At 73.8% G+C, this 25,338-nt stretch carries 23 protein-coding genes; 6 read left to right on the top strand and 17 right to left on the bottom strand.

The features are described from left to right. Window positions 1–33 precede the first annotated feature (33 nt). From IE106_RS02385 to afsQ1, 5 genes are all read right to left on the bottom strand, one after another. The gene (locus tag IE106_RS02385) at window positions 34–234 is read right to left on the bottom strand and encodes a PspC domain-containing protein (RefSeq protein WP_189529535.1); all 201 of its coding nucleotides are present in this window, start codon (window positions 232–234) and stop codon (window positions 34–36) included. Window positions 235–325: 91 nt separating this feature from the next. After that, window positions 326–910, bottom strand: coding sequence for a VanZ family protein (locus IE106_RS02380; protein WP_189529534.1), 585 nt, complete (start codon window positions 908–910; stop codon window positions 326–328). 127 nt (window positions 911–1,037) lie between these two features. Then, on the bottom strand, window positions 1,038–1,700 hold the full coding sequence (locus IE106_RS02375) for a hypothetical protein (RefSeq protein ID WP_229839943.1): 663 nt from the start codon (window positions 1,698–1,700) through the stop codon (window positions 1,038–1,040). Continuing rightward, a complete protein-coding gene (locus IE106_RS02370; protein WP_189529958.1) occupies window positions 1,693–3,333 on the bottom strand; it encodes an ATP-binding protein in 1,641 nt (546 codons plus the stop codon). The genes IE106_RS02375 and IE106_RS02370 overlap by 8 nt, the downstream gene beginning before the upstream one ends. A 2-nt stretch (window positions 3,334–3,335) precedes the next feature. Continuing rightward, window positions 3,336–4,013 carry a two-component system response regulator AfsQ1 gene (gene afsQ1, locus IE106_RS02365; RefSeq protein WP_189529533.1) on the bottom strand — a complete coding sequence of 226 codons (678 nt, stop codon included), beginning with the start codon at window positions 4,011–4,013 and terminating at the stop codon, window positions 3,336–3,338. A gap of 192 nt (window positions 4,014–4,205) precedes the next feature. Between afsQ1 and IE106_RS02360 the strand changes: the two genes are divergently transcribed. Next, entirely contained in the window at window positions 4,206–4,946 is a 741-nt protein-coding gene (locus IE106_RS02360) for a SigE family RNA polymerase sigma factor (RefSeq protein WP_189529532.1), read from the top strand. Between the two features lie 299 nt (window positions 4,947–5,245). Here the strand turns inward: IE106_RS02360 and IE106_RS02355 are convergent, their stop codons facing one another. Beyond that, on the bottom strand, window positions 5,246–5,884 hold the full coding sequence (locus IE106_RS02355; RefSeq protein ID WP_189529531.1) for a hypothetical protein: 639 nt from the start codon (window positions 5,882–5,884) through the stop codon (window positions 5,246–5,248). Window positions 5,885–6,003: 119 nt separating this feature from the next. On the opposite strand from IE106_RS02355, the gene IE106_RS02350 reads away from it, so the two are divergent. Beyond that, complete coding sequence (locus IE106_RS02350; protein ID WP_189529530.1) at window positions 6,004–6,339, top strand: hypothetical protein; 336 nt, start codon at window positions 6,004–6,006, stop codon at window positions 6,337–6,339. 105 nt (window positions 6,340–6,444) lie between these two features. Here the strand turns inward: IE106_RS02350 and IE106_RS02345 are convergent, their stop codons facing one another. Genes IE106_RS02345 through deoC form a run of 3 tightly spaced genes read right to left on the bottom strand, consistent with a single transcriptional unit; the run spans window position 6,445 to window position 9,732 of the window. Then, entirely contained in the window at window positions 6,445–7,347 is a 903-nt protein-coding gene (locus tag IE106_RS02345) for an aldehyde dehydrogenase family protein (RefSeq protein WP_189529529.1), read from the bottom strand. Beyond that, complete coding sequence (locus IE106_RS02340; protein WP_189529528.1) at window positions 7,340–8,776, bottom strand: aldehyde dehydrogenase family protein; 1,437 nt, start codon at window positions 8,774–8,776, stop codon at window positions 7,340–7,342. Before IE106_RS02340 ends, IE106_RS02345 begins: the two co-directional genes overlap by 8 nt. Window positions 8,777–8,781: 5 nt before the next feature. Then, window positions 8,782–9,732: a deoxyribose-phosphate aldolase gene (gene deoC / locus IE106_RS02335; RefSeq protein ID WP_189529956.1), complete on the bottom strand. Its 951-nt coding sequence runs from the start codon at window positions 9,730–9,732 to the stop codon at window positions 8,782–8,784. Window positions 9,733–10,097: 365 nt separating this feature from the next. Between deoC and helR the strand changes: the two genes are divergently transcribed. Continuing rightward, window positions 10,098–12,323 (top strand): RNA polymerase recycling motor ATPase HelR, encoded by a 2,226-nt coding sequence (gene helR / locus IE106_RS02330; RefSeq protein ID WP_229839942.1) that lies wholly within the window; start codon window positions 10,098–10,100, stop codon window positions 12,321–12,323. A gap of 289 nt (window positions 12,324–12,612) precedes the next feature. Here helR and IE106_RS02325 read toward each other — a convergent pair whose 3' ends face one another. Next, window positions 12,613–13,263 (bottom strand): TetR/AcrR family transcriptional regulator, encoded by a 651-nt coding sequence (locus IE106_RS02325; RefSeq protein WP_189529527.1) that lies wholly within the window; start codon window positions 13,261–13,263, stop codon window positions 12,613–12,615. 72 nt (window positions 13,264–13,335) lie between these two features. Between IE106_RS02325 and IE106_RS02320 the strand changes: the two genes are divergently transcribed. Then, the gene (locus IE106_RS02320; protein ID WP_189529526.1) at window positions 13,336–14,730 is read left to right on the top strand and encodes an FAD-dependent monooxygenase; all 1,395 of its coding nucleotides are present in this window, start codon (window positions 13,336–13,338) and stop codon (window positions 14,728–14,730) included. Window positions 14,731–14,843: 113 nt separating this feature from the next. On the opposite strand, the gene IE106_RS02315 is transcribed toward IE106_RS02320, so the two are convergent. Beyond that, on the bottom strand, window positions 14,844–15,746 hold the full coding sequence (locus IE106_RS02315; protein WP_189529952.1) for a LysR family transcriptional regulator: 903 nt from the start codon (window positions 15,744–15,746) through the stop codon (window positions 14,844–14,846). Window positions 15,747–16,030: 284 nt separating this feature from the next. Between IE106_RS02315 and IE106_RS02310 the strand changes: the two genes are divergently transcribed. Then, window positions 16,031–17,182 carry an MFS transporter gene (locus IE106_RS02310; RefSeq protein WP_229839991.1) on the top strand — a complete coding sequence of 384 codons (1,152 nt, stop codon included), beginning with the start codon at window positions 16,031–16,033 and terminating at the stop codon, window positions 17,180–17,182. Between the two features lie 125 nt (window positions 17,183–17,307). On the opposite strand, the gene IE106_RS02305 is transcribed toward IE106_RS02310, so the two are convergent. From IE106_RS02305 to IE106_RS02285, 5 genes are all read right to left on the bottom strand, one after another. Continuing rightward, window positions 17,308–17,661: an ATP-binding protein gene (locus tag IE106_RS02305; protein WP_189529524.1), complete on the bottom strand. Its 354-nt coding sequence runs from the start codon at window positions 17,659–17,661 to the stop codon at window positions 17,308–17,310. A 62-nt stretch (window positions 17,662–17,723) separates the two neighbouring features. After that, complete coding sequence (locus IE106_RS02300; RefSeq protein WP_189529523.1) at window positions 17,724–19,109, bottom strand: hypothetical protein; 1,386 nt, start codon at window positions 19,107–19,109, stop codon at window positions 17,724–17,726. Further along, window positions 19,106–20,086, bottom strand: coding sequence for an ornithine cyclodeaminase family protein (locus IE106_RS02295; RefSeq protein WP_189529522.1), 981 nt, complete (start codon window positions 20,084–20,086; stop codon window positions 19,106–19,108). Before IE106_RS02295 ends, IE106_RS02300 begins: the two co-directional genes overlap by 4 nt. A 103-nt stretch (window positions 20,087–20,189) precedes the next feature. Next, the gene (locus tag IE106_RS02290; protein ID WP_189529521.1) at window positions 20,190–21,455 is read right to left on the bottom strand and encodes an MFS transporter; all 1,266 of its coding nucleotides are present in this window, start codon (window positions 21,453–21,455) and stop codon (window positions 20,190–20,192) included. Further along, the gene (locus tag IE106_RS02285; RefSeq protein WP_189529520.1) at window positions 21,452–22,462 is read right to left on the bottom strand and encodes an iron-containing redox enzyme family protein; all 1,011 of its coding nucleotides are present in this window, start codon (window positions 22,460–22,462) and stop codon (window positions 21,452–21,454) included. The genes IE106_RS02290 and IE106_RS02285 overlap by 4 nt, the downstream gene beginning before the upstream one ends. A 432-nt stretch (window positions 22,463–22,894) precedes the next feature. On the opposite strand from IE106_RS02285, the gene IE106_RS02280 reads away from it, so the two are divergent. Further along, complete coding sequence (locus IE106_RS02280; RefSeq protein WP_189529519.1) at window positions 22,895–23,485, top strand: PH domain-containing protein; 591 nt, start codon at window positions 22,895–22,897, stop codon at window positions 23,483–23,485. 83 nt (window positions 23,486–23,568) lie between these two features. Here IE106_RS02280 and IE106_RS02275 read toward each other — a convergent pair whose 3' ends face one another. Next, window positions 23,569–25,239 carry a phospho-sugar mutase gene (locus IE106_RS02275; RefSeq protein WP_189529518.1) on the bottom strand — a complete coding sequence of 557 codons (1,671 nt, stop codon included), beginning with the start codon at window positions 25,237–25,239 and terminating at the stop codon, window positions 23,569–23,571. Window positions 25,240–25,338 lie beyond the last annotated feature (99 nt).

Below are 25,338 nucleotides of genomic sequence, written 5' to 3'. Positions count from 1 at the left end.
GGCGGGGAGGCGGGGAGGCGGGGACCGCGGCCGCTACCAGGCCGGGGTCGCGGACTTCTGCGCCGGCAGGAGTATCCACAGCGCCAGGTACAGCAGGAACTGCGGGCCCGGCAGCAGGCACGACGCCACGAAGATCACGCGCATCGTGGTCGCCGAGGTGCCGAAGCGCCGTGCCAGCGCCGCGCACACTCCACCGATCACGCGTCCGTCACGGGGGCGGGCAAGTGCGGCCATGGTGGGCTCCTTCGTGAGGTGCTTCGTGGAAGCCGCCGTCGGGCTTCCGATGACTCCATCCTCACCCGCCTACCCCGGACAAAGCATCGGACTACGGGGCGATCCCGACCCTGGGAATCCTCGGGGTAGCCCCCTGGGGTCCGTCCTCCCGGCGAAGGGCCCCGCCCTGCGGACGCTTCCTCCCCGGGACGGACCACCCACCGGCGCGCGGCCCGCCCGCCGTGCCGCCCGGCGCGGACATCCTGCGCCGCAGCCGCGCCCGGAACGCCGGCACCACGGCCAGGTGCGCCAGCGCCACCCCCGCCGTGTTCAGCAGCACCGCGTCCACGTCCACGACGCGGCCCGGCACCGCCGTCTGCAGCAGTTCGATCCCCAGGGACACCAGCGCCCCCGCCGCCACCGTCCGCACCAGCGACGCCCACGGCGCCACGTCGAGCCGCGCGTCCGCCAGCGGCAGCAGCACGCCCAGCGGCGCCAGCAGCACCAGCCCCTCACCGATCCGGCGCACCGCCTCGACCGGGCCCAGCGCCAGATCGGCCCTGATCCCGGCGAGCGGTTCCAGATTCGCCGCCGTCACCCACATCACGTCCAGCGGTCGCAGCGTCAGCCACCCCACGAGCACCAGATGGACGGAGAGAAGAGCGAGCCCCGCCACGCGGTAGCGGATGGCGGCCATGCCGCCCGGACCTTGACGCTGCACGCCCCCCAAGACGCGGCCACCGGCAGGATCGGTTCCGCCTTCCCGCTTTTGGCTCGTTCCGCCTCCGGGGCGCGGGCCGCCCGGCGCGGCCGCCCGCGCCCCGTCAGGGAGCCTGCGTCGGTACGGCCGACTCCGGGCGCTCCTTGACGCTCTCGTCGCACACGTAGCGCCGTACCGGGTACTTCCCCGGCCCGCCCAGCACCACGGCGCCGCGCACCGAGGTCACGTCCGCCTCCCCGTACGTGCACACGATCTGCGCCAGTGCCGCCGGCGGCAGGTCCTCCGGCTGCCGGCTCAGCCGCAGCGCGCCCTCCGGGTCGCCCGCGCGGCCCGCCGCCACCGTCAGCGGCCCCTCCACGTAGGTGGTGAAGCCCGCCTGCCGCTCGCTCTGCGACGGCTGCTCCCGCATCGCGTCGAGCAGCGCCTGCGCGGTGGCCACCCGCGCCGCCCCGGCCGACGTGCCGTCCCCGGGCCGTACGGTGCGGTCCACCGCCTCCAGGCCCGACGCGCACACCAGGTACACCCGCGCCGGCATCCCCGCGTCGGGCGCCGTCGTCCCCGCGCTCGTCTCCGACAGGCTGCACGGCACCCGCGAGGGCGCCCCGCCCGCGTCGACCGGCACCGACGTCGTGCGGATGCCGCACCCGGCGGTCACCGCCGCCAGCGCGGCCACCCCGGCCAGCGCCCGCCACCGGCGGGCTGCCGGACCCCCGGCGGGCCGTGGGCCCGGGGCCCGGTCCGCCGTCCGCCCACCGGTGTCAGGCACGCGTATCCCGCTCGCCACTGTGCTGTCCCTCATCCCCTGGACCGTCGTTCCCTCGGCCGCCGCGGCCGTCCCCGCCACCGCGCGCGGGGCCACCCTCCCCGGCGCCCCCGTCGCGGGCCGCGACCTCCGAACCGTCGCGGGGAAGCCGCAGCGTGAACACCGCGCCGTCCCCGTCCGGCGAGTTGGCCGCGGTGATGTCACCACCGTGGATCAGCGCGCTCTCCATGGCGATCGACAGCCCCAGCCCGCTGCCCTCCGACCGCGGCCGGGACGCGCTCGCCTTGTAGAACCGGTCGAAGACGTGCGGCAGCACGTCCTCCGGGATACCCGGCCCGTGGTCCCGCACCCGCACGATCAGGTCGTCGTCCACCGTCCGCACCGACACCCGCACCGGCGAACCGCCGTGCTTGAGCGCGTTGCCGATCAGGTTGGCGAGTATCACGTCCAGCCGCCGCGGGTCCAGCCGCGCCACGATGCCCCGCTCGGCGTCCAGCTCCACCGCGTCCAGCCACGCCCGCGCGTCGATGCACGCCGTCACCTGGTCGGCCACGTCCACGTCGTCCAGGACCAGCCTCGCCGTACCGGCGTCGAACCGGGTGACCTCCATCAGGTTGTCGACCAGCGTGTTCAGCCGCCGCGTCTCGCTGATCACCAGCGACACCGCCGGGGCGACCATCGGGTCGAGGCTGTCCTGCTCCTCCTCCAGGACCTCCGTCACCGCCGTCAGCGCCGTCATCGGCGTCCGCAGCTCGTGCGACATGTCCGCCACGAACCGGCGGCTGGACTCCTCCCGCGCGCTCATGTCCGCGACCTTCTTCTGCAGACTCTCCGCCGCGCTGTTGAACGTCCGCGCCAGCTCCGCGAGCTCGTCCGTGCCGGACACCCGCAGCCGCGTGTCGAGCTTGCCCTCGCCGAGCCGCCGCGCCGCCTCGCCCAGCCGGTGCACCGGCTTCAGCACCGTCGTCGCCGCCACCTGCGCCAGCAGCGCGGACCCCAGCAGGGCCAGCAGCGTCGCCACCCCCAGCGACCAGCCCAGCGAGTTCAGGTCCTGCCGCTCCGGCTCCAGCGACTTCAGCATGTACCCGGTCGGCCCGCCGCCGATGATCCGCGTACCGCCCACCAGGTACGGCGTGCCGCGCAGCGTCGTCCGCAGCCAGAACACGTGGTACGAGTGCCTGTTGCCGGCCGTGAGCTCCTGCTCCTCGTCCACCGCCGCCCGCAGCGACGCGGGCACGTCGCTCAGCGTGAACCGGTCCGGGTCCGAGGCGCCGACGATCGGCTTGCCCGCGTCCCGTTCGCCCAGCAGCACCACGCTGTACCCGCCGCCGCCCGCGGCCATCAGCTCGGAGGTCCGCCGCAGCTCCTCCTCCGTGGGCCGCAGCGGCAGCGCGGCCGCCCGGTTCTGCATCTCCTGCTTGAAGTCGCCGAGCGCCGCCTCCTGCGTACGCGTCAGCACCGCCTCGCGGTTCAGCCAGTACGCGATCCCCGACGCCGACACGGCCGCCGTCAGGGCGACCAGGCCGAACACGATGATCAGCCGCACCCGCAGACTCGTCCACCGCTTCCCCGCGCTCAGCGCTCTCCGCCCGCCCTTCGCGGCACCGCTCGACGTGCCGTCCCGTTCCTCACGCATGCTCACGCGGGGACGTCGAGCCGGTAACCGACGCCGCGCACCGTACGGATCAGGGTCGGTGACGAGGGAACGTCCTCCACCTTCGCCCGCAGCCGCTGCACGCACGCGTCCACCAGACGCGAGTCGCCCAGGTAGTCGTGCTCCCACACCAGCCGCAGCAGCTGCTGCCGCGACAGCGCCTGGCCCGGCCGGCGGCTCAGCTCCAGCAGCAGCCGCAGCTCGGTCGGCGTCAGCTGGAGCTCCTCGCCGTTCTTCGTCACCGTCATCGCCGACCGGTCGATGACCAGCGCCCCGAAGGTCGCCGAGTCCGTCGTCTCCCGCTCCCCGCGCCGCAGTACGGCACGGATCCGGGCGTCCAGCACCCGCCCCTGCACCGGCTTGACGACGTAGTCGTCCGCGCCCGACTCCAGGCCGACCACCACGTCGATGTCGTCGCTGCGCGCGGTCAGCAGGATGATCGGCAGCTGGTCCGTGCGCCGGATGCGCCGGCACACCTCGAAACCGTCGATGCCGGGCAGCATCACGTCCAGGACGATCAGGTCCGGCCGCTGTTCCCGGAGCAGTTTCAGGCCGTCCTCACCCGTCGCCGCGGTGGCCACACGGTGGCCCTGACGGGACAGCGAAAGTTCGAGGGCCGTGCGGATGGCGTCGTCGTCCTCGATCAGCAACAGGAAAGGCACGGCGTCATTCTGTCCCATGGGGGGAGACGAGTTCGACCCGTGGAGCGCTCCCACGGCCCCTTCCGGTACCGGACCGGTACGTCACGGGCCCCTGTGACACGCCTGTGACAGTCGGCGGACACCGTCATGAACTCCCCTCGGCAGTCTTTTTTCCACACGGACGAACCGACTCCACGACGACAGGGGGGCGTGATGAACGCAGTGCAGCACAGCACCACCTCGAACGCAGTTGTCACGCGTCTCCACGATGTCGCGCGGAGCACCGAGAAGTCCGGCGCCGTGAACGGGCGGGGGTGCGTTCGCGGCGCCGGGCGTCAGCACAAGGCGCCTTACATGGTCGCCCTGTCTGACGGGGGAAGGGCGTACGGGGAGGCCACGGGGGAGCGGAGGGCCCCGGCGAGGAAGGGGAACGCGGAAGCCGCGTTCACCGCCTACGTCCAGGAGCGCCGCGCCTCCCTGTACGCCACCGCCTACCACCTGACCGGCGACCGGCACGAGGCCGAGGACCTGCTGCAGAGCGCGCTGTTCTCGACGTACCGGGCCTGGGACCGGATCAGCGACAAGGCGGCGGTCGGCGGCTACCTGCGCCGCACGATGACCAACCTGCACATCAGCGCCTGGCGGCGCCGCAAGCTCAACGAGTACCCGACGGAGGAGCTGCCGGAGACGGTGGGCGACTCCGACGCGATGCGCGGCACAGAACTGCGCGCGGTGCTCTGGCAGGCGCTCGCCCGGCTGCCCGAACTGCAGCGCACCATGCTGGTCCTGCGCTACTACGAGGGCCGCACCGATCCGGAGATCGCGGAGATCCTGGACATCAGCGTCGGCACGGTGAAGTCGAGCATCTGGCGGTCGCTCCGCCGGCTGCGCGAGGACGAGGTCCTCAGCTTCGGCCGTGACCAGGAGGAGTCCTTCGGCCAGCTCGTGGCCTGAGGGCGCGGGGGGAACCCACGGGGGACGTGGGGGGAACCCCACGGGAAAGGGCGGGGACCCACGGGGGACGTGGGGGACCCGCGGGAAGGACCGGGGGACCCACGGGGGACGTGGGGGACCCCGCGGGGGGAACACGGGGGAACGCAAAAAAAGGGGGGTACCACGGGGGGAACACCTGCGCCGGACAAGCTGGGGGGCTTGTCCGGCGCACGCCTTTGCCCGGTCCTTCCGGCAGTTCACCCGCGCGGCCGTCGTCCGGCTCGTCCGCGGTCCTCCCGCCGGCCTCCGCCGCGCCCGCCCTACGCCGGTTCCGGCGCCCTCGGGCTGCGGTGCCGGCCCGCCGCCGCGGCGGCCAGCCGGCCCAGCGCCTCGTCCTTGGCGCACGGGTACGCGCCCAGCGCCGTCTGCCGGGCCACGATCGACCGCTCGGCCCGCATCAGCCGCCAGCCCCGACGCAGCAGGAACGGCACCGACTTGCGGCTCTCGCGCAGGTCCCGCAGCAGCCGGCGGCGGAACGTCGTGGACGGCCGGCCGCGCAGGCACAGCGCGTCCGCCAGCACGCCCAGCTCCTCGCAGCGGCGCACGATGTCGGCCGCGAAGATGCCCTCCGCGACGAACAGCGGCGTGCGCGCGATGTCCAGGGTCTCGCGGGCGACGCGGGAGCTGGTGGAGATGTCGTACACGGGAACCGTCGTACGGCCCGTGGCGCACAGCTCGGCGATCGCGGCGACCGCCGCGTCGGCGTCCCACGACCCGGGGGAGTCCCAGTCGATGTCCGTACTGCCCGCGACGAGGGGCAGGGTCGGGTCGTCGCCCTCCTTGTAGAAGTCGTCGAGCCGGAGCACGGGGAGGCCGGCGCGGGCGGCGAGGGACGACTTGCCGGAGCCTGAGGGGCCCGCGAGCAGCACGACGCGGGTCGGGATCGGTTGGGAACTCACGGGACACCAGTGTGAACCATTGACCCGGTAGGGGGATCCCACCGGAGACCCGTGGTATCGAGCATCACACCTCCCCTACGGTGTGTGCCCGACCGAGCACCCTCCAGGCAGGAAATCCCATGAACCCCTTGCTGAAGGCCGGACTGACCGTGTCGGCCCTGGGCGCCGCCCTCGGAGCCGCCGGCGGCCCGGCCCAGGCGGCCGACTCGCGGGAAGGCGGCGCCGTGACGGCCGCGCGGGCCCTGACCGGCGCGGTCCCGCACACGGTCGCCCCGGTGAAGCACCTGAAGGTCAACCCGCTGGCGGGGACGGGCGTGGACCCGCTGGACAACGGGGCTGCCACGCAGGTGGCGGACTTCGCGCCCGTCGACACGAGGTCGGTGACCGGTTCGCTCACCAGCGCGCCGCACCTGCCCGCCGTCGGGCCGCTGCTGGGCGGGGCGCTCCCCGGCTGAGCCGCGGCCGGGCCGGGCGCCCCGTGCACGAGGCGGCCCCGCCTCCCCCGGACGGAGGGGAGGCGGGGCCGCTGCGCGCCGGGGCGGAGCCGGGGCCGGCGTCGCTCAGTACGCCGAGCCGGACACGCCCAGGGAGCCGGTCGGGTGCCAGACCGTCTTGGTCTCCAGGAACGCCGTGAGGCGGCCCGTACCCGGGTCGGCGGACCAGTCGACGCCGTCCGCGCCCTGGGGACGCACGACGCGCTTGAGGTTGTCGGCCGCCGCGACCTCCAGGTCGCGGGCGAGCTCGGGGCCCGCGCCCGTCAGGTCGAGGGCGTTGACGTCCTGGTGCGCGGCGAGCGGCGTGGCGATCTCCGCCGTACGGCCCGACAGGATGTTCACGACCCCGCCCGGAACGTCCGACGTGGCCAGCACCTCGGCGAGGGACAGGGCGGGCAGCGGGGCCTTCTCGCTGGCCACGACGACCGCCGTGTTGCCCGTCGCGATCACCGGGGCGAGCACCGACACGAGGCCCAGCAGCGACGACTCCTGCGGGGCGACGACGGCGACGACACCGGTCGGCTCCGGCGTGGACAGGTTGAAGAACGGCCCCGACACCGGGTTGGCGCCGCCGAGGACCTGGCTCACCTTGTCCGTCCAGCCCGCGTACCAGACCCAGCGGTCCACGGCGGCCTCGACGACCTCGACGGCCTTCGACTTCGACAGGCCCTCCGCGTCCGCCACCTCGCGGACGAACTGGCCCCTGCGGCCCTCCATCATCTCCGCGACCCGGTACAGGATCTGGCCGCGCAGGTACGCCGTGGCGCCGGACCAGCCGCCGAACGCCTTGCGCGCGGCGACGACCGCGTCACGCGCGTCCTTGCGGGAGGAGAGCGGCGCGTTGGCCAGCCACTTGTCCCTGCTGTCCGTCACTTCGTACACCCGGCCGCTCTCGCTGCGGGGGAACTTGCCCCCGACGTACAGCTTGTAGGTCTTGAAGACGCTCAGGCGGTTGTGATCATCAGACATCGAGGTACGCCTCCAGACCGTGCCGGCCGCCCTCGCGGCCGAAGCCCGACTCCTTGTAGCCGCCGAACGGCGACGTCGGGTCCAGCTTGTTGAACGTGTTGGCCCAGACGACACCCGCGCGGAGCTTGTCGGCGACCGCGAGGATGCGGGAGCCCTTCTCCGACCAGATGCCCGCCGACAGGCCGTACTGGCTGTTGTTCGCCTTGGCGACGGCCTCGGCCGGCGTGCGGAACGTCAGCACCGACAGGACCGGGCCGAAGATCTCGTCCCGGGCGACGGTGTGCGCCTGCGTGACGCCCGTGAACAGCGTCGGCGCGAACCAGTAGCCCGTCGACGGCAGCTCGCAGGCGGGCGACCAGCGCTCGGCGCCCTCCGCCTCGCCGGTCTCCGCGAGCGCCTTGATGCGGGCCAGCTGCTCGGCCGAGTTGATCGCGCCGATGTCCGTGTTCTTGTCCAGCGGGTCACCGAGGCGCAGCGTCGACAGGCGGCGCTTCAGGGCGTCCAGGAACTCGTCCTGCACCGACTCCTGCACCAGGAGGCGGGAGCCCGCGCAGCAGACCTGGCCCTGGTTGAAGAAGATGCCCGTGATGATGCCCTCGACGGCCTGGTCGATCGGGGCGTCGTCGAAGACGATGTTGGCGCCCTTGCCGCCCAGCTCCAGCGTGAGCTTCTTGCGGGTGCCCGCGACCTGGCGCGCGATGGCCTTGCCGACGGCGGTGGAGCCGGTGAAGGCCACCTTGTCGACGTCCGGGTGCTCGACCAGCGCGGCGCCGGCGTCCCCGTACCCGGGGAGGATGTTGACGACGCCCCTGGGCAGGCCCGCCTGACGGCACACGTCCGCGAAGAACAGCGCCGACAGCGGGGTCGTCTCGGCCGGCTTGAGGACGACCGTGTTGCCCGCGGCGAGCGCCGGGGCGATCTTCCAGGCCAGCATCAGCAGCGGGAAGTTCCAGGGGATGACCTGGCCGGCCACGCCCAGCGGCTTCGGGTCGGGGCCGAAGCCCGCGTGGCCGAGCTTGTCGGCCCAGCCCGCGTAGTAGAAGAAGTGCCCGGCGACCAGGGGGAGGTCGTGGTCGCGGGTCTCCTTGATCGGCTTGCCGTTGTCCAGGGTCTCCAGGACGGCCAGCTCGCGGGAGCGCTCCTGGATGATCCGCGCGATGCGGAACAGGTACTTGGCGCGCTCGGAGCCGGGCAGCGCCGACCACTTGGCGAACGCCTTGCGGGCGGCCCTCACGGCCCGGTCCACGTCCTCGGCGCCGGCCTGCGCGACCTCGGAGAGGACCTCCTCGGAGGAGGGGGAGACCGTCTTGAAGACCTTGCCGTCCGCGGCGTCGGTGAACTCGCCGTCGATGAACAGGCCGTACGACGGGGCGATGTCGACGACCGAGCGGGACTCGGGGGCGGGTGCGTACTCGAATGCAGATGCCATGGTGATCAGTCCACCGTCACGTAGTCGGGACCGGAGTACCGTCCGGTGGCCAGCTTCTGTCGCTGCATGAGCAGGTCGTTCAGCAGGCTCGACGCGCCGAAGCGGAACCAGTGGTCGTCCAGCCAGTCCTCGCCCGCGGTCTCGTTGACCAGGACCAGGAACTTGATCGCGTCCTTGGTGGTGCGGATGCCGCCCGCGGGCTTCACGCCCACCTGGACACCCGTCTGGGCGCGGAAGTCGCGCACGGCCTCCAGCATCAGGAGCGTGTTGGCGGGGGTGGCGTTGACCGCGACCTTGCCGGTCGAGGTCTTGATGAAGTCCGCGCCCGCGAGCATGCCGAGCCAGGAGGCGCGGCGGATGTTGTCGTACGTGGACAGCTCACCGGTCTCGAAGATGACCTTCAGCCGGGCGGGGCCGGAGGCCTCCTTCACGGCGCGGATCTCCTCGTAGACCTTCATGTAGTGCCCGGCGAGGAAGGCGCCCCGGTCGATCACCATGTCGATCTCGTCCGCCCCGGCGGCGACGGCGTCACGGGTGTCCGCGAGCTTCACGTCGAGCGCGGCGCGGCCGGCGGGGAAGGCGGTGGCGACGGAGGCGACCTTCACGTCCGTCGCGCCCGCGGCGGCGAGGGCGGCCTTGGCGGTCGCCACCATGTCGGGGTAGACGCAGACGGCGGCCGTGTGCGGCGTGGTCCGGTCGGTGGGGTCGGGACGGACGGCCTTGGCGGCGAGCCCCCGGACCTTGCCCGGGGTGTCCGCGCCTTCGAGCGTCGTCAGGTCGATCATCGAGATGGCCAGGTCGATGGCGTACGCCTTGGCCGTGGTCTTGATCGAGCGCGTACCGAGGGAGGCGGCGCGCGCCTCGAGGCCGACGGCATCCACACCGGGCAGCCCGTGGAGGAAGCGGCGCAGTGTGCTGTCGGACGCGGTCACGTCAGCAAGTGCATTGGTGGGCATGGTCACCAGGGGAGCATATCTACGCGCGTAGCGGCCTGTACAGCCCCGGGCGGGGAGCGGGCGCATCCGAGAGGCGGAAGTCGCAGGTGAGCGCGGGGCGGGTGAGCTGCGCCACGCCGTACGCGCCGGGTGGGGGCCCTGGTGCGCCGGACGGGCGGCGGCCCGGCCGGGCCGCCTGGCGGGGCGGCCCTCCCGGGGTCCCGGCGGGGCGGCCTTCCCGGGGCCGGACAACAGAAAAGGCGGGAGCCCGTGCTCCTCGCCACTCTCAACCTATAGCGCACCGGGGGACTTGCGGCAAGGCCCCGGTCGTGCAGCACAATCACAGGCCGATGCCGGAACCTGCATGATTGCGAGATTCACTAAATATGAGCGCTTTTGTCCATGGTGGGGCTCGTGGTGCGGGTGAGGGCGCGGACGCGCGGCGCCGGATCGGAGGCGTCGCCGCGGACCCCCTGGCCACCAGCGCGTTCGACCTCCCCGACCGCCTCGCCCACAAGGCCGACCCGGCGCTGATCGCCCGCGACGAGGAGCACTTCGCGGCGATCGTGCGGTGCCTGGAGGAGACGATCGCCGAACTGTCCGACCGCCTCGACGCCGAACGCAGGGCACCCGGCGGCGTCGGCCGGGAGGCGATGGAGCGGGACATCGAGATCCACCGGCTGACCGGCCGCCTGCGCGCCCTGCGCCGCTTCGGCCTCGACCTGTGCCTCGGGCACATGGTCGGCGCGGACGACCCCGAGCCCGTGTACGTCGGGCGGCTCGGCCTCACGGACAGCGAGGGCCGCCGGCTGCTGGTGGACTGGCGCTCCCCGGCGGCCGAGCCGTTCTTCGCGGCGACCCACGCCCACCCGATGGGCCTGGCGAGCCGCCGCCGCTACCGCTGGACCCGCGGCCGGGTCGGCGACTACTGGGACGAGGTGTTCACCGCCGACGGCCTGGAGGGCAACGCCGCGCTGGACGACCAGTCCGCCTTCATCGCCAGCCTGGGGGCCGACCGGTCGGCGCGGATGCGGGACGTGCTCGCCACCATCCAGGCCGACCAGGACGCCGTCATCCGGGCGGGGTCGCGCGGGGCCCTGGTCGTGGACGGCGGCCCGGGCACGGGCAAGACCGTCGTCGCCCTGCACCGCTCGGCCTACCTCCTCTACTCCGACCCCCGCCTGGGGCACCGCCGGGGCGGCGTGCTCTTCGTCGGCCCGCACCAGCCGTACCTGGCGTACGTCGCCGACGTCCTGCCCAGCCTCGGGGAGGAGGGCGTGCGGACCTGCACCCTGCGCGACCTCGTCGCCGAGGGGGCGACGGCGGGGGTCGAGGCCGACCCGGAGGCGGCCCGCCTGAAGGCGTCCGCGGACATGGTGAGGGCGATCGAGAAGGCCGTCCGGTTCTACGAGGCGCCGCCCACCGAGGGGATGACGGTCACGACCCCCTGGGGCGAGGTGCGGCTGAGCGCCGACGACTGGGCGGAGGCGTTCGAGGCGGCGGAGCCCGGCACGCCGCACAACGAGGCGCGGGAGCTGATCTGGGAGGAACTGGTCACGATCCTGCTCGACCGGCTCGGCGGCGACGTACCGGCCGCGCTGTTCCGCAGGGCGCTGCGCCGGGACGGGGAGCTGACCGGGGCGCTCGGCGCGGCGTGGCCGCTGATCGAGGCGGCCGACCTCGTGGGGGACCTGTGGTCGGTACCGGCGTACCTGCGGATGTGCGCCCCCTGGCTGAGCCCCGACGAGGTGCGCAGGCTCCGGCGCGAGGACGCCCAGGCGTGGACGGTGTCGGACCTGCCGCTCCTGGACGCGGCGCGGCAGCGGCTCGGCGACCCGAAGGGCGCCCTGGTCAAGCGCCGTCGCGCGGCCGCGGTCGCCGCCGAACGCGAGCGCATGGCCGGCGTCATCGACACCGTGCTCGCGGCCGACGACGACGGCGAGGGCGCGGTGACGATGCTGCACGGGCAGGACCTGCGGGACAGCCTGGTGGACGAGTCCGCGCTGCCCGACACCGCGGTGGACCCCCTCGCCGGGCCGTTCGCGCACGTCGTCGTGGACGAGGCGCAGGAACTGACCGACGCGGAGTGGCAGATGCTGCTGCTGCGCTGCCCGTCCCGGAGCTTCACCGTCGTCGGGGACCGCGCCCAGGCCCGGCACGGGTTCACCGAGTCGTGGCGGGAACGGCTGCGGCGGGTCGGGCTGGACCGGGTCGAGGTGGCGTCGCTGAGCGTCAACTACCGGACCCCGGAGGAGATCATGGCGGAGGCCGAGCCGGTCATCCGGGCCGCGATCCCGGACGCCAACGTGCCGACGTCCGTCCGCAGCAGCGGCGTCCCGGTCGCGCACGGGTCCGCGGCGGACCTGGACGCGGTCCTCGACGCCTGGCTCGACGCGCACGCGGACGGTGTCGCCTGCGTCATCGGCGCCCCCGCCTTCCGGGAGAGGCCCCGGGTCCGGTCGCTGACCCCGGAGCTGTCGAAGGGCCTGGAGTTCGACCTGGTCGTCCTCGTGGACCCGGAGCGGTTCGGCGGGGGCGTGGCGGGGGCGGTCGACCGCTACGTGGCGATGACCAGGGCGACCCAGCGGCTCGTGGTCCTGACCGGCCCCTGAGCGGCGCCGGACGGCCGGCCCGTCCCCCGGGCCCTCGCGGAAGCGCGGGGTCCGGGAGGCGGTGACCGCCGCCCTCCGCCGCTCGACGCCCCCCCGTCGCTCGCGGTCGTGGTCGCGGCGGGTGGGGCGCTGCGGCGGTTCCGGTGGTGTTCCCTCCCGGCGGCGGGCACGTCGGGGCCGGGTGGCGCGGACCCCGCCTCGGGCCCGGTCTCCCGCTCCGGATCCGGCCGCCCGTCCCCGGCCCCGGGCGGTCGACGCCGGTCGGTCGACGTCAGGCGGTCGACGCCGGTCAGTCGACGCCGTAGCGCGTCGCGATGCCGGCGAGCACGAGTTCCAGCCCCTCCTCGAAGTGCCGGTCGTAGTCCGCGAAGATCTCGGCGCCCGCGGCGGCGGCCAGCGGGAAGTCGGCCATCATCCGGGCGCGTTCCCCGACGTCGTACCCCTCGCGCCGCTCGCCGGGCAGCGGCTCGACGCCCTGCTCCTCGATGACGAAGCCGACCGTGTACAGGTACGTCGTCGTGGTCGCGCGGACCGCCTGGGGGAGGGTGAGGCCGGCGGCCGTGAGGAGGCGCAGGTTCTCCTCCATCTGCTCGGCGTGCTCGACGCCCGTGAAGCGCGAGCCGCTGAAGACCCTCGCGCCGTCGCGGTAGCCGCGCAGCGCCCCGCGCAGGCCGTGGCCGTACGCGCGCAGCCGCTCCCGCCAGGTGTCCGTGGGGCGGAGGGGGATCTGGGCGACCATGCGGCGGTACATCTCCGTGGCCATCTCGTCGAGCAGCGCCTGCTTGTCCTTGAAGTGCCAGTACAGGGCGGGTGCCTTGACGCCCAGCTCGCGGCCGATGGCGCTCAGCGTCAGGCCCTCCAGGCCCGTCTCGTTGAGGAGCTTCAGGGCCGCGTCCGCGACCCGCTTGCGGTCGAGGGGCGGACGGTTTCTCGCGTTCACGCTTGACAGCTTAACGCCGTTAAGGGCATCGTCGCACCTGACCGTACTTAACGGCGTTAAGGAGCGTGGGGCATGGCGGCACAGGTGGACGTACTGGTGGTGGGCGCGGGCCCGAGCGGGCTGGCCCTCGGCATCGACCTCGCCCGGCGCGGGGTGGACGCGCTCGTCGTCGAGCGGGCCGACGGCCTGTTCCCCGGCTCGCGCGGCAAGGGGCTCCAGCCGCGCACCATGGAGGTCTTCGACGACCTCGGCGTCCTGGACGCGATCCGTGAGGCCGGCGGCACCTACCCGGTCGGGATGATCTGGCGGGACGGGCGGCGCGTGGGCGAGCACCGGATGTCCGACCCGCCGGAGGAGACCGAGGGCGTCCCGTACGGCGAACCCTGGATGGTGCCGCAGTGGCGCACCCAGGAGATCCTGCTGGCGCGGCTGGAGGAGCTGGGCGGGCGGGTCGCCTTCCGCCGGGAGGCGGTCGGTCTCGTACCGGACGCGGACGGGGTGACCGTGCGCTTCGCCGACGGCGCGGACGTGCGGGCCCGGTACGCGGTCGCCGCCGACGGGGGCCGCTCGACGGTGCGCCGGGCGCTGGGCGTCGGGATGACCGGCGAGGCGGTCGACCCCCTCCCCGCGCTGGTGGCGGACGTCCGCCTCACCGGCCTGGACCGCGACAACTGGCACTTCTTCCCGGGTGGCGGGGGCGGCGAGGGCGGTGACCTGCTCATGGCGCTCTGCCCGCTCGCGGGCACGGAGGACTTCCAGCTCGTGGCGCGGTTCCCGGAGGGCACCGCGGTGGACCCGTCCCCCGACGGCGTACGCGACCTCGTCGCCGCCCGCTCGCACCTCCGCCGCGAGGACGTGACCGACGTGCGCTGGGCTTCGGACTTCCGCCCGCGCGCGGCCCTGGCGGACCGCTTCCGCGAGGGCCGGGTCCTCCTCGTCGGCGACGCGGCGCACATCCACCCACCCGCCGGCGGCCAGGGCCTCAACACCAGCGTGCAGGACGCCTACAACCTGGGCTGGAAGCTGGGCGCGGTCCTGCGGGACGGCGCGCCCGCCTCGCTCCTCGACACCTACGAGGAGGAGCGGCGCCCCGTCGCCGCCGACGTGCTCCGCCTGTCGACGAGCGTGCACCGCGGCGAGACCCGCCGAGGCGGGGCGACCCGCCAACTCGGCCTCGGCTACCGCACCTCGTCCCTCACCGAGGAGACCCGCCGGACCCCGGGCCCGGTGAGGGCGGGCGACCGCGCCCCGGACGCGACGATGGGCGGGGTGCGGCTGTTCGACGCGTTCCGGGGGCCGCACTGGACCCTGCTGACCGCCGGCGCGGACCTGGCGCGGACGTACGGCACGGGGGTGTTCCTGATCCGCCCGGACGGCTACGTGGGCTGGGCGGGGGAGAGCGCGGAGGGCCTGGCCGCGTACACGGCACGCGTGGGGGTCGGGGACGCGTACCGGACCCTCGGCTGACCGCCACCGCGGCCCCGGGGCGCGCGGGCGCCCCGCCGCGGGCGGCCCGGGCGCCGGAGGGCGAGCCGAGAGGGGCCCGGGCGCCGGAGGGCGAGCCGGGAGAGGCCCGGGCGCTAGAGGGCCAGCCGGGAGAGGCCCGCGGCCACCGCGTCGGCGAAGGCGCGCACCCGGGCGTTCTCCCGGCCCGCGTGCCAGACCAGGCCGAGCGCCGACTCGGGCAGGCCGGTCACCGGTACGTACACGACGTCCCGCCGGGAGTGGTACTCGCTGGTCGGGCGGCAGAGCAGCAGCGCCCCCCGGTTGGCCGCCACCAGGGACAGGCCCTCCTGGAGGGTGCCGACGAGCGGTCCGCGCGGGATCGGGGCGCCGGACGGGGTGCGGGCGGGCGCCTGCGCCTCCCGCCAGTACTCCGGCGCCGGGGCGGCCACCCCGACGAGCGGCGAACCCGCCAGCTCCTCCACGTCCAGCAGGGACCGCTCCGCGAAGGGGTGCCGGCGGGAGACCGCCAGGCACTGCGGCTGGCGGGAGAAGACGGGCCCGAGCACCAGGCCGGGCTCCCGCACCGGCAGCAGCACCGCGGCGGTGTCCACCTCGTCCCGGTGCAGCGCGCCGAAGGGGTCGGAGAGCGGCAGCTCGGTGATCCGGGTCGCGCAGCCGGGGTGCCGGTCCTCGAACTCCCCGACCACCTCCATGAACCCGTACCCCGCCACGCCCTGGAAGCCGATGCGCAGCGGGCCGCCGTCGCCGAGGGCCGCCGCGCGGGCGTCCTCGACGGTGGCGCGCAGGGCGGCGTACGCGGGGCGGAGCGCGCCCAGGAAGTCCTCACCGAAGGGGGTCAGCCGCACCCGCCGGCTGGTGCGGTCCACCAGGCGGGCGCCGACGCGCCGCTCCAGCGCTCGGATCAGCTGGCTGACCCGGCCCTGGGAGACGTACATCCGCTCCCCGGTCCGCCCGAAGTGCAGCTCCTCCGCGAGGACCAGGAAGCACTCCAGTTCGCGGATCTCCACCGTCCCCACCGGCATCCGCTCCCCGGTGGTCGCTCCCGGTCCGGCGCCGGTCACGGTCACGCACCTCCCTGCGGCCCGTACGGGCGGCCCCGTGCGGTCCACGCTCCACGCCGTCGTTCCATTAGCCCCGCTCATGGAAGCATGAGGACTTCGTTCTTGTTCCGCCTCCGGCCCGGAAGTTGGCTGGGGCCATGGCGAAAATCGACGACCCGTCCGCCCTGTCCGCCCCGTCCGATCGGCCCGCCCCGCCCCTCCCGCCCGCGAGCGTGCCCGCGGGGGGCGGATGGCCCGCGGTGGCGGCGGTGGCGGCCGGGACCTTCACCGTCGTCACGTCGGAGATGCTGCCGGTGGGCCTGCTCACCCCGATCAGCGGCTCCCTGGGCGTGAGCGGGGGCACGGCCGGGTTGACGCTCACCGTCACCGGCCTGGTCGGCGCCCTCTCCGCGCCGCTGGTCACCGCGGCGGTGGGCCGGACCGACCGGCGCGTGGTGCTCTGCTCCCTGATGGTGCTGCTGGCGGCGGCCAACGCGCTGGCCGCCTGGTCGCCCGACTTCGCGGTCATGACGGCGGCCCGGGTGCTCGTCGGCGTCGGCATGGGCGGCGTCTGGTCGCTCGCGGGCGGGCTGGGGGCGCGGCTGGTCCCGGCCGGGTCCGTCGGGCCGGCCACCTCCGTGGTCTTCAGTGGCGTCGCCGTCGCCTCGGTGGTGGGGGTGCCGGCCGGCGCGTACCTCGGTGAACTGGCCGGCTGGCGCGGCTCCTTCCTCGCCGCCGCGGGGCTGGCCCTGCTGGTGGCGGCGGCCCTGGCCGTACTGCTGCCGCCGCTTCCCGCCGAGCGGGCGGTCGCACTGGGTGGCGTGGTGCGGCTGTTCGGCGACGCCCGGGTGGCCACCGGGCTCGCGGTGGTGGCCCTGCTGGTGACCGGCCACTTCGCCGCGTACACCTACGTCCGTCCGGTCCTGGAGGAGGTCTCCGGCGTCCGGGCCTCGATGATCGGCACGCTGCTGCTGGTGTACGGCGTGGCCGGCATCGCGGGCAACTTCGTCGCCGGCGCCCGGCTGGGCCGGTCGGTGCGCGGCACCGTGCTGGCGATCGGCCTGGCGCTGGCCGCCTCGGTGCTGCTGATCCCGCTGCTCGGGGTGTCCGTGGCGGGCGCCGCGGTCCTGCTGCTGGTGTGGGGCCTGGCCTACGGCGGCGTGTCGGTGAGCGCCCAGACCTGGCTGGCGCTGGCCGCCCCGGAGGCCCGGGAGGGCGTGACCTCGCTGTTCGTGGGCGTGTTCAACGGGGCCATCGCGCTGGGCGCCTTCGCGGGCGGCCTCGCGGTGAACGCCTCCGGCCCCCACGCGGTGCTGTGGCTGGGCGGCGCGCTGGCGCTCGGCGCCCTGCCGGTCACCCTCCTCGGACGGGCACCCGAGGTCTCCGTGCCGAGCACGGGGTCCGGGGGCTGAGTGAGGCGTTCGGCGAAGCCGGTTCCCGGGACCGGGCCGAGCGGCCGACCCGGCCCGGGGCCGTCCGCTCCTCCCCGGTCACCGGGCCGTACGGACGGCCCCGGCCCCGCCCCGGCACGTGCTCCCTACGGGCGGTTCCCGGTGTGCGCCGGCCCCGGCCCCGGCCGCGGCACGAGGACCAGCTCGGTCCGTACCGTCCCGCGCGGCACCGGCCCCTCCGTGACACCCCACCGGTCGGCCAGGGCGTCGACGATCAGCGGGCCGCGCCCGCTCTCGCTGCCGGCCGGAGAGGGCTTCGGGGGCACGCGGGCACCCGCTCGGCGCGGGTGCCGGTCACCTCGACGCCGCAGGGTCCGGCCGGCGTCGGTGAGGCGCGGGGCGGGCAGGAGGTCGCGCCCCGGCACCCTTCCGCGCAGGGCCGCGTCGGCGGTGGGTTCGGCGACGAGCCGGAGCGCGTCGTGCGCCGCCTCCCGCGGCACGTCGGTGCCGCGCGGCCACGCGGCGGCGAGCTCCCGCGCCTTGCGCGTTCAGTGGCCGGGGGTCACCGCTCCTGTTCGTTTCCGGAAGGGGACGAACGCGTCGGGGGGATGGTGCGGTACTTCGTGTAGGAGCGCAGAGTGAGCCGCTCCAGCCAGGCGTCTCCGGCGACGGCGTAGGTGAGTACCGGATAGTGCCACGTCCGCAGGTCCGTCAGGGTTTCGCGGAGCGCCCAGCGCGTCCACAACCGGGTGAGGTCCTCGGGGGCGGTTTCGTCGGCTCCGTCGTGGTGGAGGAGTTCGGCCGCGAGTTCACCGAGCGGCAGTGTCCGTCGGCCGCCGACCAGCGGCTGGAAGAGGTCGTCCACGCGTACTTCCGTCCGGCAGGGGCCGAGGGACTCCAGCCAGTCGGTGTCGAAGAACACCTGGCTGGAGCCGCTCGCGAGGCCGCGGTAGGCGTACTCGCGGGCCAGGATCGTGCTCCGGGTCGCTGTCGTCTTCGGCAGGGCCATCCCGGCGGCCCCCTCCAGAGCGAGGATCTTGGGGGCGACGACCTGGTCCTGAGCCGGTCGTCCCGCACGGGTCAGGTCGGTGCGCACGCCGTCGGCGAGTCCGACCGTGTAGTAGGGGAGCGGGTGGTCGGCGTCGACGCGTCTGCTGCCCTGGAGCGCCGCTGCCGCGTTGTAGACGTCGATGGTCCCGGGGTCGCACTGGAGGAAGCGCGGCAGCAACCGGCCTCCGCCGGGTGATATCAGGTCGCGTGCCGCGGACAGGACGGGGGCGTTGCCGCCCACGAGCTCCAGGCTGCGACGCAGGCACTGCCGGAAGTAGTCCAGCAGACTGCCTTCCGGGCGCGGTTCCGGCATGAGGTGGCGGAGCCTGCGCAGCGCCGGCTCGTGATCCCGGGGGCGGGCCAGGGTACGCAGGACGGCTTCCTCGTGCTTGGCGATGATGTCGCGGAGCCCGGGCGCGGCGATCCGCATGGGGACGGCGGTGATCGCCCGGTCGGGGCCAGCCAGACTCCACATGCCGTGCTTGCGGGAGGTCTCGCGGACGAGCCGCTCGACGGTCGTGGAGCGGTGCCGGGCCAGCACGGCGAGTGGCACCCGGCGGTCCAGCGCCGTGTAGTCGGCGCGCGCGAGGTTCGCGAAGAGCAGCCCGTCCGGGCAGAAGGCGGCCAGCGGCCGGCAGTTGGTCCAGCCCTTCTTGCTCAGCACCTCCTTGCGGATGACGCGGAACTCCCGCAGATCCTCCTCCCCACGGGCGACCCCCGCGTTGTCGATGTCGTCGATGACGTAGGTCCCGGCACCGCGGAACGCGAAGGCGATCGCCGGCGCGATCGTCCACGGGCTCTGGTACAGGGCGAGCGGAGGAACCGCCGAAGGCGCCACGTCGACCAGCCGCATGTCCGCGAGAGGGCCCGCCTGGTGGCCGGTCACCGTCGTACTCATGTCTCGTCCTCGCCCTCCGGTCGCGGATGGAAGGGGAAGTCGACGCCGACCCCGTCCCTGAGCGCCGTCCGGTAGGCCGCCCAGGAGAGCGCGAGATCCTGCCAGGGCAATCCGACCGGGGTGTAGACCGTCACCTGCTCGGCATCGGTCCTCGCCGGGACCGTCCCCTCGACGATCCGGCCCAGGACGGCTGCGGCATCCCCGCGCCGCAGGCCCGCACTGCCCAGCGCGCCGGACGTCACGGCCAGGTCGAGGTCGTCCACGATGACCCGGGCGTGCCGCAGCAGCTGGACGTCGAGCTCGGTCTTGCCCGGTTCGTCCGCTCCCAGCGAGGTGATGTGTGAACCCGGACGGACATCAGGAAGGTGCAGCAGCGGGCGGCGGGACCAGGTCGCGACGACGATGCTGCCGCAGTCGCGGGCGACCTCGCGCGCGCTGCCGACGACCCGGCATTCGAGCCCGGCTCGCTGCCAGGTCTCGGCCATCCGGTGAGCCCGCCGGTCGTCGACGTCGTGGATGAAGGCTCGCTCCACCGTGCGCAGCCGGGTCAGCCCGCGCAGCGTCATGTCCGCCTGGGCCCCGGCGCCGATGATCCCCACGGTGCGCGTTCCGGCCGCGCTGAGCAGGTCGGTGGCCAGAGCCGCCGACAGCCCGGTCCGCCACGCGGTCACGAAGGCGGAGTCCAGCAGCGCGAGCAACCGCCCCGTCCCCAGGTCGTGGAGGCAGACGATGCCGGAGATCGCCGGGTCGGCGCCGGGGAACTTCGCGTTCACCTTGACCGTGTAGGCGGGGATGCCCGCCAGCAGCCCCGGCAGCAGTACGGCGATGCTCCCCGGCGACGCCGGCAGGTCCTGGTGGACGCGTCGCGGGGGCGCCGGCGCGGCGAGGGCGGCGACGAAGCCCCGGCGCAACGCCCGGACACCGGCCTGCGGCGTGAGCAGCCGGCGCAGTTCGGCGGCGCCGAGCAGCAGTGTCACGAGAGAACCCCCGCCTCCCGCCGGTGTCGGAACCGGACGGCCGCCAGCCTACCGAAGGCCGTGGCGGCGGCTCCCGCGACGAGCAGGGGTGCGCTCACCACCGTCATGGGGCGTCCCTTCCGGACTGGCCGGGGGCCGTTCCCGTCCGGCCGCACACGGCGACGATGGCACCCAAGGCCGTGGAGGCGAGACCGGCGAACAGCAGTGCCGTGTCGACACCGAGGAACCTGCCGAGGACCACAGCCGAGACGGCGCTGCCGAGGAACGCTCCCCCGTAGGCGATGGACCGGCAGGTCCCGGCCACGCGTCCCAGCAGTTCTCCGGGAACGACCGTCTGGCGCATGGCACGCCAGTACACGGTGTAGAGCACCGTGCCGGTGGCGAAGGCGATCTGCGCGATGACGACGGCGCCCAGCGAGGTGAGGACCCCCAGGCCGGCCACGGCCGCACCCTGCAGGGCCACCGACAGCCCCATGACCACGAGGTAACCGCGGGAGGGCGCCCTCCAGGACAGCAGGAGCGCGATGGCGACGGACGTCACCCCGGACGCCGCGAACACGAGCCCCACGGTGTCCGCTCCCAGGCCGAGGTCGTGCTGCATGCGGTAGACCACCATGGGCTCGTACGCGCCGAACACGAAGTTGACCACGGTGCTCGTGAGGACGCCGACGCGGACGGCGGTGTCGCCGGTGACGAGGTACCGCATCCCGGTGGCCAGGTCACGCCACTGGCTCGCCAGGCCCCCGCGGGCGGGCTCCACGGGGCGCGCCGGTGAAGTGATGCGGTGGAGCAGCAGGTAGGCCACGACGAAGGAGACGCTGTTGATCAGTACGGCCTGCTCGGGGGCGAGACGGCTGACGGCGAAACCCGCCGCCGCGGGACCCAGTACGACGCAGGCCGTTCGCGACGCCTCGGTGGCGGCGTTCGCGCGGGGCAGCGCGTGGTGGGGGACGAAGTGGGGCAGGGCGCTGTCGAAGCTCGCCGCGGCCACCGGAGCCATGAGGCCCAGCAGGACCGCGATCACGGCCAGCCCCCCGACGCTGACGTGCGTGGCGGAGAACACCGCGTAGGCCAGCAGCAGCGCCAGCGCCGAGCACAGGTGACACAGCCGGAGCAGCCTGACACGGTCCTGGCGGTCGGCCAGCACGCCTCCCCAGACGCCCGTGAAGACCTGCGGGAGCAGGGCACAGGCGTAGACGAGGCTCATGGCCGAGGCGGTCCCGCCCACCTGGTAGACGATCAACGGCACGGCGAGGACGTAGAACTCGTCCCCGGCGACATTGACCGTGTACGCGGCCCAGAGGCGGGCGAAGCGACCTGCCGGAGCGGCGGACGGCGGGCGGGACTTCGGGAGCGGTTCTGTCGTCACAGGCTGAAGTAGTCGACCTTCAGACGGGGGATGTAGTTGGACACGTCCGAGTAGTACAGGATGATCCCGTCGTTGTACTGGTCGAACGAGTGCTTGAGGTCGTGCAGGTTGTTGACCGCGCGGTGCGCCTGCTCCGCGGGGATGTACTTGCGTCCCTCCAGAGCCTCCTCCAGCAGGCCGGTGTGGTTCGCCTCGACGTCCGTCCTGACGTGGGAGACCAGCGGTTCGAGGCAGTCCTTCGGATAGCCGTAGGCCTCGGCCAGCCGCTGCAGGGTCTCGGCACCCTCGACGGTCTCCGTGCCACGGGCCTCGAAGAGCTTCGTGCACGCCAGGTACCCGAGGGTGTCCTCCCGCGCGATCTCGCAGAGGTTGTTGGTCCACGACCAGGTGCCGATGATGGGGTGGGCGTTCTCCACCTCTTCCTTGGTCAGGCCCATGCGGATGAGGCTGTCCCGGGCCATCCAGGCATGATCGTATTCCTCGGCGAGATACTCCGAGAGCAGCCTCTTCCACTGAGGGTCCGAGCAGTGGGCGATGGCCGTGGAGATGTGGCGGCTCGCCGAGTTTATGTAGTGGTACGTTTCCAGGACGAGTCCCAGGAAGACCTCCTTGCGGTACTCCTGGTTTTCGAGACCGGACCACAGGCGGTGATAGCCGATCTGCTCGGTCCACATGGCCGTGGACTTGTCGATCTGCTTCAGGAAGACATCGACGGGGATGTTCTCGAGTTCGGAATTCTCCTCGCGCAGCAGTCCCTGCTCCGCAAATGCGTTGACTATCCCGAGCACGTCTTCCGGGGTGACGTGCGTGATCTCCGAGATCTGCTGGATCGTGTGGCGGCCGTCCAGGTAGCGCTTGAGGTTCAGGAAGTCCTTGAGCTGTGCACCGTGCTGCTCCAGCTGGAAGTGCTGGTCACCGACGATCATGAGCACGTCGTCCCCGCTGCTGGGGACGAAGAAGGTGCAATGCCTGAGACGCGGGCGGAATTCCAGGTCACGCTTGAGCATGCGGCGATCCTTTCGTCAAACAACGAAGGGGAGGCACACGGGTGTGCCTCCCCTTCGTCACTGATGGTCGTCAGCCACAGAGAACGGCACCAGCGATCTTGCTCATCGCGGGCTTCTCGACCGGCTTGATGGTGATGGACATGAGAATCACCTTGCCCTCTCTACAGGAAGAAGGCCGGGTTTTCCGGCCCATAGAAAAACTTAGGCGCAGCCGTCCAGTCTCATCAATACCGAAATCAGGATTTTACATTCCGGCGGCTTGATTTATTCCCTCGGACTCGTTTTTGTCGGTGCCTTTATCCTGTTTTGTGTGGCGTGCGGCGAGGGATCGCCCTCCCGGCTTTGACGTGAAACCGGCGGCGGCCGGCTCACCGGGCCGGTTCGAGGCGACCGCGCACCGGTGCGGGGAGGGGGTGGGGCAGAATCGGCCCCATGACAAGCCCTGAGCAGCCCGGAGAGTCCGGGAAGACGTCCGAGCCCGCCTACGCCGACCGCTCCTACCGGTCGGCACCGGCCATGGTGGGCGGTGCGCTGCTGCTCGGCATCGGCCTGTGGATGGGCGGCGACGCCCTGTTCCGCGGTGGCGGCCGTACGCCCTGGACGGCGGCGGCCGCGCTGCTGCTGGGGGTGCCGCTGGTGGTGGCGTTCACCCTCCGCCCCGCCGTGTTCGCCAACGACGACCGGATGCGGATCCGCAACCCGTTCCGCACCGTCGTCGTGCCCTGGGCGGCGGTGGAGTCGCTGCGGGCCACGTACTCGACCGAGCTCGTGACGCGCGGCGGCGCGAAGTACCAGCTGTGGGCCGTGCCCGTCTCGATGCGGCAGCGGAAGCTCAACGCGCGCAGCGGCGGCAAGGTCCTGGTCGGCGCCGAGAGCACCATCCACGAGCTGCGGACGCTCGCCGAGCAGAACGCCGTCCGCCCCACCGCGAAGGGCGAGCCCGAGATCCGCTGGGCGTACGAGGTCATCGCCCCCGCCCTGCTGGGCCTGGTCGCCCTGGTGGTCCTGCTGGCCACGGGCTGAGCGCGGCCACGCGACTGCACGCGAAGGGGGGCCGGGAGGAGCCCGCGCAGGCTCCTTCCGGCCCCCCTTTCGCTCCGTACGGCTCAGATGCCCGCGGCCGCCGCCAGGTCGCGCTTCAGGGCGTCCAGCGTCCGGGCCGCCCGGGTGCGGGCGTCGGCCAGCTCCCCGGCGCCGGCGACCGGGACGATGACCTCCAGGTAGCACTTCAGCTTGGGCTCCGTGCCGCTCGGGCGGACGATGATCCGCGCCCCGTACTCGCCCTCCAGGTAGTACCGCAGGCCGTCCGTGGGCGGCAGGTCCCCGGCGCCCCGCGCCAGGTCCTCCGCGCGCGCCACCGTCAGGCCCGCCAGCTCCGACGGCGGCACCTCCCGCAGGCGGCGCATCGCGTCGGTGATCACGCCCAGGTCCTGGACGCGGACCGACAGCTGGTCCGTCGCGTGCAGGCCGTGCTCGACGGCCAGGTCGTCCAGCAGGTCCGACAGCGTGCGGCCCTGCTCCTTCAGCTCCGACGCCAGCTCCGCGACCGCCAGCGCCGCCGTGATGCCGTCCTTGTCGCGGACGCCCTCCGGGTCGACGCAGTAGCCGAGCGCCTCCTCGTAGCCGTACCGCAGGCCCTCGACGCGGGCGATCCACTTGAAGCCGGTCAGCGTCTCCGCGTGCCCCACGCCCGCCGCCGCCGCGATCCGCCCCAGCAGCGACGACGACACGATCGACTCGGCGAACACGCCCTTCGCGCCCCGGCGCACCAGGTGCTCCGCGAGCAGCGCGCCCACCTCGTCGCCGCGCAGCATCCGCCACCCGCCGTCGGCCGCCGCGTCCGGCACGGCCACCGCGCAGCGGTCCGCGTCCGGGTCGTTGGCGATGACGAGGTCCGGGCCCGCCTCCCGCGCCTTCGCGAAGGCCAGGTCCATCGCGCCCGGCTCCTCCGGGTTCGGGAACGCGACCGTCGGGAACTCCGGGTCCGGCTCCGCCTGCTCCTCGACCAGCACCGGCGCGGGGAAGCCCGCCCGCGCGAACGCCGCCAGCAGCACGTCCTTGCCGACGCCGTGCATCGCCGTGTACACGACCCGCGCCGTGCGCGGCGCGCCCGGCGTCAGCACCTTGTCCGTACGGGCCAGGTACGCGTCCAGCACCTCGTCGCCGAGGACCTCCCAGCCGTCCTCCGCGCGCGCCACGTCCGCCAGCGACCGCACCGCGAGGATCTCCGCGGCGATCTCCGCGTCCGCCGGCGGCACGATCTGCGACCCGTCGCCCAGGTACACCTTGTAGCCGTTGTCGCGGGGCGGGTTGTGGCTCGCGGTCACCTCGACGCCCGCGACCGCGCCCAGGTGCCTTATGGCGTACGCCAGGACGGGCGTCGGCAGCGGACGCGGCAGCAGCGCCGCCCGCAGCCCCGCGGCGACCATCACGGCGGCCGTGTCGCGGGCGAAGTCGGCCGACTTGTGGCGGGCGTCGTACCCGATCACGACCAGGCCGTCGCCCCGCCCCTTCGCCCTCAGGTACGCGGCGAGGCCCGCCGCGGCGCGGATGACGACCGCGCGGTTCATCCGCATGGGCCCCGCGCCCAGCTCGCCGCGCAGCCCGGCCGTGCCGAACTGCAGCGTGCCGGCGAAGCGGGCGGCGAGCTCGGCGAGGTCCCGGTCGGCGACGAGCCGCGCCAGCTCGTCGCGGGTCTCCTCGTCGGGGTCCTCGGCCAGCCACGCCTCCGCCTGCGCGATGAGGTCCTGCTGCTCCTGCGGCGGGTTCTGCTGCACGGGGTCTGCCTCTCTGGTGTCGTCGTACGCGGTCCCGGCGTGCACGGTCCCGCCGTACGCGGTGGTGTCGTACGCGTCGCGTGATCGGGGTGGGGGTCC

This window comes from Streptomyces roseolilacinus, from assembly GCF_014649335.1.
Classification (GTDB): Bacteria; Actinomycetota; Actinomycetes; order Streptomycetales; family Streptomycetaceae; genus Streptomyces; species Streptomyces roseolilacinus.
This window is presented reverse-complemented; position numbering and strand designations above follow the sequence as displayed.